At 73.2% G+C, this 13015-nt stretch carries 10 protein-coding genes; 5 read left to right on the top strand and 5 right to left on the bottom strand.

The window, feature by feature from the left end:
• The first annotated feature begins 66 nt into the window (after nt 1-66).
• The gene (locus ACWGH4_RS19220) at nt 67-1713 is read left to right on the top strand and encodes a DEAD/DEAH box helicase (RefSeq protein WP_453462154.1); all 1647 of its coding nucleotides are present in this window, start codon (nt 67-69) and stop codon (nt 1711-1713) included.
• A gap of 89 nt (nt 1714-1802) precedes the next feature.
• On the opposite strand, the gene ACWGH4_RS19215 is transcribed toward ACWGH4_RS19220, so the two are convergent.
• From ACWGH4_RS19215 to ACWGH4_RS19200, 4 genes are all read right to left on the bottom strand, one after another.
• The gene (locus ACWGH4_RS19215) at nt 1803-2942 is read right to left on the bottom strand and encodes an RNA polymerase sigma factor (RefSeq protein ID WP_453462157.1); all 1140 of its coding nucleotides are present in this window, start codon (nt 2940-2942) and stop codon (nt 1803-1805) included.
• Nucleotides 2943-2950: 8 nt separating this feature from the next.
• Nucleotides 2951-3358, bottom strand: a complete 408-nt coding sequence (locus ACWGH4_RS19210; protein ID WP_441264357.1) for a YciI family protein — start codon at nt 3356-3358, stop codon at nt 2951-2953.
• Between the two features lie 185 nt (nt 3359-3543).
• Nucleotides 3544-5082 carry an ankyrin repeat domain-containing protein gene (locus ACWGH4_RS19205; RefSeq protein WP_453462150.1) on the bottom strand — a complete coding sequence of 513 codons (1539 nt, stop codon included), beginning with the start codon at nt 5080-5082 and terminating at the stop codon, nt 3544-3546.
• A 23-nt stretch (nt 5083-5105) separates the two neighbouring features.
• Nucleotides 5106-5999 carry a hypothetical protein gene (locus tag ACWGH4_RS19200; RefSeq protein ID WP_453462147.1) on the bottom strand — a complete coding sequence of 298 codons (894 nt, stop codon included), beginning with the start codon at nt 5997-5999 and terminating at the stop codon, nt 5106-5108.
• 216 nt (nt 6000-6215) lie between these two features.
• Here ACWGH4_RS19200 and ACWGH4_RS19195 point away from each other — a divergent pair, with 216 nt between their 5' ends.
• A complete protein-coding gene (locus ACWGH4_RS19195) occupies nt 6216-7070 on the top strand; it encodes a S1 family peptidase (RefSeq protein WP_453462144.1) in 855 nt (284 codons plus the stop codon).
• 79 nt (nt 7071-7149) lie between these two features.
• On the opposite strand, the gene ACWGH4_RS19190 is transcribed toward ACWGH4_RS19195, so the two are convergent.
• Complete coding sequence (locus ACWGH4_RS19190) at nt 7150-8931, bottom strand: glycoside hydrolase family 35 protein (protein ID WP_453462141.1); 1782 nt, start codon at nt 8929-8931, stop codon at nt 7150-7152.
• A 113-nt stretch (nt 8932-9044) separates the two neighbouring features.
• Between ACWGH4_RS19190 and ACWGH4_RS19185 the strand changes: the two genes are divergently transcribed.
• The 3 genes from ACWGH4_RS19185 (at nt 9045) to pepN (ending at nt 12890) form a co-directional block, all read left to right on the top strand.
• On the top strand, nt 9045-9932 hold the full coding sequence (locus ACWGH4_RS19185; RefSeq protein ID WP_453462138.1) for a helix-turn-helix domain-containing protein: 888 nt from the start codon (nt 9045-9047) through the stop codon (nt 9930-9932).
• 11 nt (nt 9933-9943) lie between these two features.
• Nucleotides 9944-10270: a chorismate mutase gene (locus tag ACWGH4_RS19180; RefSeq protein ID WP_189472577.1), complete on the top strand. Its 327-nt coding sequence runs from the start codon at nt 9944-9946 to the stop codon at nt 10268-10270.
• 127 nt (nt 10271-10397) lie between these two features.
• Entirely contained in the window at nt 10398-12890 is a 2493-nt protein-coding gene (gene pepN / locus ACWGH4_RS19175) for an aminopeptidase N (protein ID WP_453462134.1), read from the top strand.
• Nucleotides 12891-13015 lie beyond the last annotated feature (125 nt).

Below are 13015 nucleotides of genomic sequence, written 5' to 3'. Positions count from 1 at the left end.
CCGCACCTTCGTCGGTGCGGGCCCCGGCTCTTGCTGTCCACAGGCCCCAGGAAGGCAAAACTCCGCATGAACCGCTCCGAACGACCGGACCGCTCCGCCGCCAGGTCCGCCCGGCCGGCCCGCAGGCGCCCGGCCGAATCCGGCGCCGGAAACCGACCCGGCTCCGGGATCCGTCCCGGCAAGGGGACCGGCTCCGGCAGGGGATCCGGCTCCGGTAAGGCGAGCGCCCGCAGCGCGGCGCCCCCGCAGGAATTCACCCTGCCGGAAACCGTCACCCCCGCGCTGCCCGCCGTGACGGCGTTCGACGAGCTGGACATGCCCGCCGCCCTGCTGAAGACCCTCGCGGCCCAGGGCGTCACCGAGCCCTTCCCGATCCAGGGCGCCACCCTCCCGAACTCCCTCGCGGGCCGGGACATCCTCGGCCGCGGCCGCACCGGCTCCGGCAAGACCCTCGCCTTCGGCCTCGCGCTGCTCGCTCGTACGGCCGGCCGCCGGGCCGAGGCCCGGGCGCCCCTCGCGCTCGTCCTCGTACCGACCCGCGAGCTCGCGCAGCAGGTCACCGACGCTCTCGCCCCGTACGCGACCTCGACCCAGCTGCGGATCGCCACCGTCGTCGGCGGCATGTCCATCACCAAGCAGGCCGGGGCGCTGCGCCGCGGCGCAGAGGTGCTCGTGGCCACGCCGGGTCGCCTCAAGGACCTCATAGAACGCGGCGACTGCGCCCTGGGCGATGTCGCGATCACGGTCCTCGACGAGGCCGACCAGATGGCCGACATGGGCTTCATGCCGCAGGTCACAGCGCTGCTGAAGCAGGTCGAGCCGGACGGGCAGCGGATGCTCTTCTCCGCGACCCTCGACAAGAACATCGACCGGCTCGTGCGGATGTTCCTGACCGATCCGGTCGTGCACTCCGTCGACCCGTCGGCGGGTGCCGTCACCACGATGGAGCACCACGTCCTGCACGTGCTGGACGAGACCGACAAGAAGGCCGTCGCCACGCGCATCGCCGCCCGCGACGGCCGGGTGATCCTCTTCGTGGACACCAAGCGGACCGCGGACCGGTTCGCCAAGCGGCTGCTGGCCAGCGGCGTACGGGCAGCCGCCCTGCACGGCGGGCGCTCGCAGCCGCAGCGCAACCGCACCCTGGACCAGTTCAAGAACGGCCAGGTCACCGCGCTCGTCGCCACGAACGTCGCGGCCCGCGGCATCCACGTCGACGACCTGGACCTGGTCGTGAACGTCGACCCGCCCGTCGACCACAAGGACTATCTGCACCGCGGCGGTCGCACCGCGCGGGCCGGCGAGTCCGGCAGCGTCGTGACCCTGGTCCTGCCGGAGCAGCGCCGTGAGATGACCCGTCTGATGGCGAACGCGGGGATCAGTCCGCGCACGGCACGGGTCAAGTCGAGCGACGAGGAACTCAGCCGGCTGACGGGAGCACGCGAGCCGTCCGGCGTGGCCGTGACGATCGAGGTCCCGCAGCCGGTCGTGACCGCTCCCTCGTCCACCGGACGGCGGCGTCCTGCGCGCCGGCGCGGTGAGGGAACGGGCGCGGCGGAGGCGCCGCGGGCGGCTCGTGCCGGATCCCGTGGCTCTCGTGGGGGCGCCCAGGCGTCCCGTGCTTCGGGGCCGTCCGGCGCGGTCGAGGCGTCACGGAACTCGGCCGCCGGACGTGGGCGTGCGAGGCGTGGCGGCCGGGGCACGGCGGGCTGACGCGGCACCACTGCGCGCTGCTGGTCCCATTCTGAGGTGACCGGCGTCGCCACGGGGCCGCGCCCGGATCCGTGCGCGGCCCTTCCGCGTCACCGGCGGGCGTTGAGCCGGGCGGCGCGGCGCGTCAGATGGTCGCGCTCGGCGAGGTCGGGCGCCTTTCCGGCCGCCTCGGCGTACAGCCGTGCCGCCGTCGCCAGGTCGCCGTCGCGCTCGTGGAGGTACGCCGCCACCGCCGTGTGGCGGGGCAGGGTGTCGTCCAGCGCCGCGAGCGCCGCCAGGCCGGCGCGCGGTCCGTCGGCCTCACCGACGGCCACCGCGCGGTTGAGCCGGACGACCGGGCTGTCGGTCAGGCGCGCGAGTTCGTCGTACCACTCGACGATCTGCACCCAGTCGGTCTCCTCGGCGGTGGGCGCGTCGGCGTGGAGTGCCGCGATGGCGGCCTGCGCCTGGAACTCGCCCAGCCGGTCGCGGGCGAGGGCCGCCTGCAGGATCCGGACGCCCTCGGCGATCGACTTCGTGTCCCACCGGCCGCGGTCCTGCTCGGCGAGCGGCACCAGGCTGCCGTCGGGCGCGGTCCGGGCGGCGCGACGGGCATGGTGGAGCAGCATGAGGGCGAGCAGCCCCGCCACCTCGGGGTGGTCGATCGCGGCCGCGAGCTGCCGGGTGAGCCGGATGGCCTCGGCGGCCAGGTCGACGTCGCCGGAGTAGCCCTCGTTGAAGACCAGGTAGAGCACACGCAGCACGGTGGCGACATCGCCGGGCTGGTCGAACCGCACGCCGGAGACGGTGCGCTTGGCCCGGCTGATGCGCTGCGCCATGGTCGCCTCGGGCACCAGGTAGGCCCGGGCGATCTGGCGGGTCGTCAGCCCGCCGACGGCGCGCAGTGTGAGCGCGACCGCGGACGACGGAGTCAGCGACGGGTGGGCGCACAGGAAATAGAGCTGGAGCGTGTCGTCCACCGCGGGCGACGGCCCGGGCGCCGGCTCCTCCTCGACGACATCCTCACGCCGGCGACGGGCGGTGTCCGCCCGGGTCGCGTCGAGGAACTTGCGCCAGGCGACGGTGACCAGCCAGCCCTTCGCGTCCCGCGGAGGGTCGGCCGCCCAGACGCGGACCGCCTCGACCAGCGCGTCCTGGACGGCGTCCTCGGCCGCCGCGAAGTCGGCTCCGCGGCGGACGAGGATGCCGAGCACGCTCGGCGTGAGGCTCCGGAGCAGGGCCTCGTTCATCGGTGACGTCACTCCGTGATGGTGGGCGGCGCGGTCAGGAACGGGCGCAGCTCGAGCCACTCGTGGATCGGCTTCCCGCCCGCGCCGGGTGCGGCAGACAGCTCCCCGGCCAGTTCGACGGCGCGCTCGTAGCTGTCGACGTCGATCACCATCCAGCCTGCGATGAGGTCCTTGGTCTCGGCGAACGGGCCGTCGGTGACCGGCGGGCGCCCCTCACCGTCGTACCGCACGAACGTCCCCTCGGGGGCGAGTGCCTGACCGTCGACGAACTCGCCGGTCTTCTCGAGCCGGTCCGCGAAGTCATGCATGTACTGCATGTGGGCCGAGATCTCCTCCGGCGTCCACTGGTCCATGGGCACGTCGTTGACCGCCGCCGGGGCGCCGCGGTAGTGCTTGAGAAGCAGGTACTTGGCCATGGATCTCTCCTCGGTGCCGTGCGGCCCATTGTGGCCGCGTTCACTGCAGGGACGGAGCCGGTCACGGGTTCTCGACATCGCCGTCCAAGATTTTTTCCGGCTCTCCCGGAGGGCGCGCCCGGCAGGCCCGGACTCCGCCGAGGCGCGCACCGGCAGGCCGTGGTGCGGCCGGCCGGCCGGAGCCGTCAGGGGCGGCGCGGCAGGGTGCCCTCGAGACGGCGCCTGAGCCGTTCGTCCCGCAGGTGGCGCACCGCGGTCGCCGCCGTGTCGTGGGCGTAGCCGTCGGGGTCCTCGTCCGCGAGCAGCCGCACCAGGACGTCCTCGGCCCGCGGGTCCTGGCGCATCGCCAGGCCCCTGGCGGCCTCGGCCACCGTCTCCGGGTCGGGGTCCCCGGCCCGGGCGGCGAGCGCGTCGCGGATCTCGGGCGTGTCCGCGTCGACGCCCGCCAGGGCCGTCGTCGCCCAGTCCCGTACCGACGCCTGCTCGTCCTTCGTCAGCGTGATCAGCGTCCGTACCGCCTCCGCGTGGTCCCCGGGGACCAGCCCGACGAGTGCGAGCGACACCCGCAGGCGCACCGCGGCGTCCGGGTTGTCCGCGTGCCGCAGGATCTCGGGGAGCGCGGCCGGGTCGCCGTGATGGCCGAGCCCGAGGAGCACCGCCTGGAGCAGTTCGGGATCCGTCGCCTCCCGGGACAGTTCACGCAGCATAGGCAGGGCCCGCGCGGCGTAGGGCCGCACGATCTGCCCGTCGGGCCCCGCGGTGAAGCCGAGCCGGCCGAGCACGTCGGCGGCGAACGTCTGCTGGAGCACGTCGTCGCTCGCGCACCACTCGGCGGCCGCTCGGAAGGTCTCCTCGTCGCCGCGCCGCCACAGGGCCGTCACCGCCTCGATCCACTCGTCCCGCTCCGGGCTGCCGTGGAGCAGGGCGCGTTCCGCCAGGGCGGCGTACGGGGTGCGCAGACCGAGCCGCTCCTCGAGGAGCGTGGCGATCGCGCCGTGGCCTGTCTGCTGTTCGTTGCCCGCCGTCGGTTTTCCGTCGTGCAGCACCTCGACCACGACGGTCGCCCCGCCGTCCTCCTCGACGCGCCGCGACACGGTCTCGGCCCCGGGGTCGTACGCGAGCAGCCCCCGGCGCAGTTCCTCCTCCACGTCGAGCGTCATCCACCGGCGGGCCTCCTCCAGGGCCTCCTCCAGCGTCTCGGCCCGCGCGCCGGCGCCGTGCCGCAGCAGGGCCCGCACCGTCGAGGGCGACCCGCGGCGGGCGGCGAGCACCAGCGGCGCCTCGCCGGCCGGGCCGGGCAGATCGGGGTCGGCGCCGTACTCCAGCAGCGCCTCCACCGTCTCCGTGCGTCCCTGCCCGACCGCCCAGATCATCGCGGTGAAGCCCAGCAGTTCGCGGCGGTCGGGCGCGGCGCCGGCGGCGAGCAGCGCCCGCACGGCCTCGGTGTGTCCCCAGACCGCGGCCCCGCACAGCGGCAGGTCGCCGGCTTCCGGGCCGCACGCCCGGTCCGGGTCGGCGCCGGCGGCGAGCAGCAGCCGTACGATTCCCGCCTCGTTGCCCGTCGCCGCCAGGTACAGGGCGGTCCTGCCGTCCTCATCGGTGCTCTCCGGGTCCGTGCCGGCCCGCAGCAACCGCACCACGGCGTCGTCGTCGCTGGTGTGGAGCGCCTCGAACAGTTCCCGGGCCGCTGCGGCCGGTTCGTGCGCCGCCGGTTGGTTCGTCATGGTCCGACCCTACGGAAGCAGGGTCAGGTGTCGCATTCGAGAACGGTCCGGCACAGGCCGCAGCGCGCCCGCACCCGCCCCCGCACCGGCACCCGGATGCGCTGGTGGCAGGTGGTGCACGGGAAGGACACCTTCAGCCCCTCCGGCCCGTGCTCGAAGGCGTACGCGAACGGTCCCGACGCAGCCGCGCCCGGATGGTCCCTGGCCTGCCGGCGGTCCTTCGCGTAACGGAGCCTGCCCAGCCGGCCGGCCGTGGTCAGCGGGGGCTGCTGCGCCTCGAGCAGAGCCTGCGCGCGGCCCCGGGTGTACGCGTGGTACGCCTGCGGGCTGGTGAACCAGGTCCGCGGGTCCTCGTCGAAGGCCATCGCCCGTCCGGCGAGGACGTAGCCGAACTCCTCGGGGGTCAGGTAGCCGAGCTTCTGGCTGGAGACGGCGTCCTCGCGGAAGGCGTCCAGCAGGAGCCACCCGGCGCCCAGGTACGTGGTCACGGTGTCGGTGAGGATCTCGTTGTCGCGGGTGCCCGGGAACGACAGATCCAGCCGGTGCAGCAGAACATGGGTGATTTCGTGCGCCAGGGCGGCGCCGATGTCCCGGCGGTGGGTACGGAACCGGTCGTTCAGTTCGATGAAGTACTCGGGCCCGGCGGTCAGTTCCACGCTCGCCGCGTGCTCCATCTCCCGGAAGCCGACGATCACCCGGGCGTCCGGCAGCCGCAGATGGTGCACAAGGGCGCGGGCGACGCGCTGTGCGCCCAGATGCAGATCGTCGCTGTCGCCGAAGGCGACGTCGGCGGGCAGCACGCTGGGCGCGTAGGAGAGCACGCTCTCGGGGGAGAGCCGCCGGTACAGCGCGGTGATCGCCGACCGCACGGTGTCCAGGTGCGGAAAGCCGTGCACGACCTCGCTGCCGTTGCCCACTCCCGTACCCCCATGCCTCCCGTACGGCTTCCGCGTCCCGCGCGGCTCCGGGCCGGCTGCCGCCCGGCCGCCCGCCCGAGCAGGCTTCAACTCTACGGCGCGGCGGGGGCTTGGCGGGGCCGGCGGGCGGAGGGAACTGGCCGAAAGGCGCTTCTTGTGGTGTCCGCTACCCGGGTCTCATACTCCGGACAGCGCCTTGTCGAGCACATGTCACCAATGGGTCGTCCAGCTGTCCGACCCGGCGGTGCCGTACGGCTGTGCCCGGCGGGGTGTTCCCCTCAACCCCCCACGAGAGGCAGTCACTTGAAGCTTCTGAGCGTGCTCAAGAGATGTGTCGCCGCCGGTGCCGTCATCCTCGCCGCCGTCAGCCTCCAGCCCACCTCCGCGTCCGCCGCCACCCCGCCCGTGGTCGGCGGCACCCGCGCCGCACAGGGTGAGTTCCCCTTCATGGTCCGGCTCTCCATGGGCTGCGGAGGCGCCCTCTACGCCAAGGACATCGTGCTCACCGCGGCCCACTGCGTCAGCGGCTCCGGCAACAACACCAGCATCACCGCGACCGCCGGCGTCGTGGACCTCCGGAGCTCGAGCGCCATCAAGGTCCGCTCCACCAAGGTCCTGCAGGCCCCGGGCTACAACGGCACGGGCAAGGACTGGGCCCTGATCAAGCTCGCCCAGCCCATCAACCTGCCCACGCTGAAGATCGCCGAGACCACCGCGTACAACAGCGGCACCTTCACCGTCGCCGGATGGGGCGCGGCCCGTGAGGGCGGCGCGCAGCAGCGCTACCTGCTCAAGGCCCAGGTCCCGTTCGTCTCCGACGCGGCCTGCGGGCAGGCGTACGACGAACTCGTCGCGAACGAGGAGATCTGCGCCGGCTACAACGAGGGCGGCGTCGACACCTGCCAGGGCGACTCCGGCGGTCCCATGTTCCGCAAGGACAACGCCGGCGTCTGGACCCAGGTCGGCATCGTCAGCTGGGGCTACGGCTGCGCCAGGGCCGGCTACCCCGGCGTCTACACCGAAGTGTCCACCTTCGCGGCCGCGATCAAGTCGGCGGCCGCCACCCTCTAGGGAACCCGCAGGAGACAACCCCGCAGAGAACCGGACACGGCGGAGGGGCAGGCCCGGCGGCCTGCCCCTCCGTCACGGCTCACCCCGGCCGTACGGCGGTGTCCTCCGCCACGCACTCCAGTCGTACGGCGGCGTCCGCCGCGGCGCCTTCCAGCTCCAGCACCCACACCTCGTTGGCGCCGGCGCGCAGCACCGGCCCCGGCACGTACAGCGGCCTGGCCGGTCCGGCGGACCAGTAGCGCCCCAGGTTGAACCCGTTCACCCACACGAAACCCCTGGTCCAGCCCGGCAGTTCCAGCCCCGCGTCACCCGGCTCCGCCACCTCGAACGTACCCCGGTACAGACCGGCCGCCCCCGCCGGAGGGACACCCCACGGCATTCCGGCCAGCGCCGCCGGCTCCTCGAACGCCTCCAGCCGCAGTGCGCACGCCCGGACGCCGTGCAGGAACTGCCGCTCGTGCAGCACCCCGCCGGTGATGCCCTTCGGCTCACCCGTCAGGGGCCCGTAGTTGACCCGGCCCAGCGACTCCACCCACAGCTCCACCGACGCCGGTCCCGCCACCGGCACCCCCAGCGCCGGCGCAGCGCCGTCCAGCACCCCTGCCCGCACCCCGTCGACGAACACCACGGCGCGGTCGCGCAGCCCCGCCACCCGCAGCGGGTACGGCTCCCGCGGTCCCGGGACGTCGACCCGGTAGCGCACCAGCCCCCGCCCGACACCCAGCTCCTCGAACGTCAACGGCACCGGGGCTTCGCACTCGTCGTCGCCGAGCAGCCGCAGCACCGTCTCCGGTGCGACCCACTCGGCGAGCTCCACCCGGACCGGTGCCGACAGGACCGCCGGAGCCGGCGGAAGGTCCGGCAGCGGTCCTTCCTGATATTCGGCGAGGAGCTCCCGGAACCGCCAGAACTTCTCCGTCGGCCGGCCCGCCTCGTCGACGGGCGCGTCGTAGTCGTAGGACGTCACCGTCGGCTCGAACTCGCCGTCGTGCAGCTCACCCGACCGGTTCGCGCCCGCCCAGCCGCCGAAACTCGTCCCGCCATGAGCCATGTACACATTCACCGACGCGCCGGCCTCCAGGATCTCCCGCAACGCCGGCGCCGCCTCCTTCACGTCCCGGCGCGCCGGCTCGGCCCCCCAGTGGTCGAACCAGCCGCACCAGAACTCCATGCACATCAGCGGCCCCTCCGGACGGTGCCGGCGCAGCGCCGCGAACGCCTCCCGGGCGCCGGACCCGAAATTCACCGTGGCCAGCACACCCGGCACCGAACCGCCCGACAGCATGTGGTCCTCCGGACCGTCGGAGGTGAACAGCGGCACGCTCACCCCGCACGACCGCAACAGCTCCACCAACTGCCGCAGATAGCCGTGGTCCGAGCCGTAACTGCCGTACTCGTTCTCCACCTGCACCATCACCACGGGCCCGCCGCGCGTGATCTCGCGCTCCACCACCTGCGGCAGCAGTCTGGTGAACCAGCGCTCCACGTGGCCCAGATACTCCGCGTCCTCCGTACGCGCCCGCCGCCCGACCCGGCCGGTCAGCCAGAACGGAAGGCCACCGTTCTCCCACTCGGCGCAGATGTACGGACCCGGCCGCACGATCGCCCACATCCCCGCCGCGTGCACCGCGTCCAGGAACCGCCCCAGCGCCCCGTCGTCCGCGTACCTGCCCGGCTCCGGCTCGTGCAGATTCCACGGGACGTACGTCTCCACACAGTTGAGACCCATCGCCCGCAGCATCGACAACCGGTGGCCCCACTGCTCCTCGTGCACCCGGAAATAGTGCAGCGCCCCCGACAACAGCCGCACCGGCCGCCCGTCCAGCAGGAAATCCGTGTCACCCACGGTGAAGTCAGCCACCGGCCCGTCCCTCTCTCGCAACCGCCGCCCCCACGATCACCCCTGGCGCGCGGCCGGTCCATGGACAAAGATCGGCTCTCCTTGGACTGGCCGGGAAGGAGCGACGAATCGGCATGTACCACACCTGGATGCGCTATTTCACCCCGAGCCCCCTGCACCACCGGCTCGGACTGGTGTGCCTCGGCGTCGGCCTCCAGCACGGCAGCCTCCCCACCGTCGGCCCCCGCACCCTCGACCACCACGTCGCCGTCGTCATCAGCGCCGGCAGCGGCTGGTACCGCGCCGCCGACGGGCGGCGCACCACCGTCACCGGGCCCGCCCTCATCTGGCTCACCCCCGGCGTCCCCCACCACTACGGGCCCGACCCCGCCGCCGGCTGGGACGAATCGTTCGTCGACTTCACCGGCCCCGCCACCACCACCTACACCGAACTCGGCTACATCGAACCCGACCGGCCCGTCGTCCCCCTGTCCGACGCCGCCGGCGCACGGGCCGCCGTCGGCAAGATCGCCCGCGCCGCCCGCCGCGGCAACCCGCTCCTCGAGGTCGAGACCGGCGCCGCCGTCCACGAACTGCTCGTCGCCCTGCGCCGCGCCCGCGCCGACCTCGGCCCCGACGGCGACCCCGTCCTCACCGCACTCGCCCGCGACGCCTTCCGGCCGATGTCCGTCGCCGAACACGCAGCACGCCACGGCATGACCCCCGCAGAACTGCGGACCGCCGTACGCCGCGGCGCCGGCTGCAGCCCCAAGGACTACCTCCTCGGCATCCGCCTCGGCCGCGCAAAGGAACTCCTCGCCGCCACCGACCTGCCCGTCGCCGCCGTCGCCCGCCGCGTCGGGTACGAGGACCCGGCGTACTTCTCCCGCCTGTTCACCCGCCGCGTCGGACTCGCCCCCGTCCGATTCAGGGAACAGCAGGGCAGGGCCGTACCCGGCGGCTGGAGCACCCGCGTCCCGGACCCTGAACACCCTCCGACCATCGGCGCCCGGCCGACGTAAGCTCCCTGACCATGACCACGAGTGACATCGACGAATCCGTGCGCGCCGAGCTCGACCGCCTGCGCTCGAGCATCGACAACATCGACGCCGCCGTCGTCCACATGCTCGCCGAGCGCTTCAAGTGCACCCAGCAGGTCGGACACCTCAAGGCCCAGCACCACCTGCCGCCCGCCGACCCCGCCCGCGAGGCCCGCCAGATCGCACGGCTGCGCCAGCTCGCCGAGAGCGCGAAACTCGACCCGGCGTTCGCGGAGAAACTGCTGAACTTCATCATCGCCGAGGTGATCCGCCACCACGAGCAGATCGCCGACCAGCCCGGCGAACGCCCACAACACTGACCCGTCCGACCCGCGCGCCGCGTCCGCCCCACCCCGCCCGGACGCCCGCGCGCGGGAGCCGGGTGTGCGCTGACAGCGCAACCACCACCCCGTGTGCCGACCGGGGCCCATCAGGCAGCATGGGCCCATGTCCGTACTGACGCGCGACGAAGCGCAGACCCGAGCCCGGCAACTCGACGTACACCGGTACACGATCGACCTCGATCTGACCACCGGCGACGAGACCTTCGACTCCCGAACCGTCATCCACTTCACCGCGACAGCGGCCGGTGACACCTTCGTCGAGATCAAGCCCGCCGAACTCCGCTCCCTCACGCTCGACGGACAGCCCCTCGACCCCGCCGCCCTCACCGAGAACCGCGTCCCCCTGACCGGCCTGACCGCCGGCGAGCACGAACTGCGCGTCGACGCGCGGATGCGCTACTCCCGCACCGGCGAAGGCATGCACCGCTTCACCGACCCCAGCGACGGCGAGACGTACGTCTACACCCAGCTGTTCATGGACGACGTCCAGCGCGTCTTCGCCGCCTTCGACCAGCCCGACCTCAAGGCCGTCTTCGAGCTCTCCGTCACCGCGCCAGAAGCATGGACCGTCCTCGGCAACGGCGTCGCCACCCACCATGGCGAAGGCCGCTGGACCTGCGCGCCCACCCCGCTGCTCTCCACCTATCTGGTCGCCGTCGCCGCCGGACCCTGGCACTCCGTACGGACCGAGCACGCCGGACTGCCCTTCGGCATTCACTGCCGCCGCTCCCTCGCCCCCTACCTCGACGCCGACGCCGACGAACTCCTCGACATCACCCGGCAGTGCTACGACCGCTACCACGAGAAGTTCGAGGAGCCCTACCCCTTCGACTCCTACGACCAGGCGTTCGTCCCCGAATTCAACGCCGGCGCCATGGAGAACCCGGGCCTCGTCACCTTCCGCGACGAATTCGTCTACCGCTCCGCCGTCACCGACACCCAGCGCCAGACCCGCGCCATGGTCATCGCCCACGAGATGGCCCACATGTGGTTCGGCGACCTCGTCACCCTCAAGTGGTGGGACGACATCTGGCTGAACGAGTCCTTCGCCGAATACATGGGCTACCAGACCCTCACCGAAGCCACCCGCTTCACCGACACCTGGACCGACTTCGCCATCGCCCGCAAGTCCTGGGGCTACGACGCCGACCAGCGCCCCTCCACCCACCCCGTCGCCCCCGACCCCGACGCCGTCCCCGACACCGCCTCCGCGATGCTCAACTTCGACGGAATCTCCTACGCCAAGGGCGCCTCCGCCCTGCGCCAGCTCGTCACCTGGCTCGGCGAGAAGGACTTCCTCGCCGGCATCAACACCCACTTCGCCCGGCACAAGTTCGCCAACGCCACCCTCGCCGACTTCATCGACTCCCTCGCCGGAGCCACCGACCGCGACGTGCACGCCTGGGCCGAGTCGTGGCTGCGCACCACCGGCGTCGACACACTCAGCCCCGCCGTCGCGGACACCGCGGGCGGCTGGTCACTCACCGTCGAACGGGACGGCAGCCGCCCCCACCGCATCGCCGTCGGCGCCTACGACGCCGACCCGATCGACCCCGGCCGCCTCGTCCTGCGCGATCGCCTCGAGATCGACGTCCCCGAGACCGGCAGCACAGCACCCCGCCCCGGACGCCGCCCGGCCCTCATCGTCCTCAACGACGGCGACAACACCTACGCCAAGGTCCGCCTCGACGCCGCCTCCTGGGCCGTCGTCGTCGACTCCCTGTCCGGCATCCCCGATGCCCTCACCCGGGCCGTCGTCTGGAACGCCGCACGTGACATGGTCCGCGACGGCGAACTCACCCCCACCGCCTACCTCGAGACGGCCGACACCCACCTGCCCCACGAGAACGACCTCGCCATCGTCCAGGGCGTCCTCGCCTTCGCCGCCGGCCAGATCGCCGACTGCTACCTCACCCCCGACCAGCGCCCCGCCGCGCTCGCCACCCTCACCCGCATCAGCCGCGCCCTGCTCCGCCGCACCGAGGACGGCAGCGACCCCGGCCTGCGCCTGACCGCCGTACGCCACTACATCGACGCCGCCACCCAGCCGGAGCCCATCCAGGAATGGCTCACCGAAGGCAGCGTCCCCGGCGGCCCCGAGCTCGACCCCGAACTGCGCTGGCGCGTCCTGACGCGCCTCGCCGTTCTCGGCGCCACCGACGACGCGGCCATCACCGCCGAGCTGGAACGCGACCCGAGCGCCACCGGCCAGGAAGGCGCGGCCCGCTGCCGAGCCGCCCTCCCCACACCCGAGGCCAAGGCCGCGGCCTGGGCCCGGCTCTTCACCGGCGACGACCTGTCCAACTACCTGTTCGCGGCCACCGCGCAGGGCTTCTGGCAGCCCGAACAGGCCGACCTCGTACGCGAGTACGTCCCGCGCTTCTACCCCGACGCCGTCGCCCTCGCCGCGCGCCGCGGCCCGGCCATCGCCGAAGCCTGCGGCCGCTACGCCTTCCCCGTCCACGCCGTCGACGCCGAGGCACTGGGCGCGGGGGAGGCCTGCCTGGCCGGGACGGACATGCTCCCGGCACTGCGGCGCAAGCTGGCCGACCAGATCGACGACCTGCGCAGGGCCCTGCGGGTCCGGGGAGCGTGACGTTTCCCCACCCCGCCCCTTCCCGAACCGGGCTCCGCCCGGGCCCGTACCGCGCTGAGGGCCCCGTACCGCCCTGCGGGCGGCGTACCGCGCTCCGCGCGGTGCCCTCAATCGCCCCCTACGGC

Source organism: Streptomyces sp. NPDC054847 (assembly GCF_053610925.1).
The sequence above is the reverse complement of the archived record's forward strand: the minus strand, read 5'-3'. Positions and strand labels throughout refer to the sequence as shown.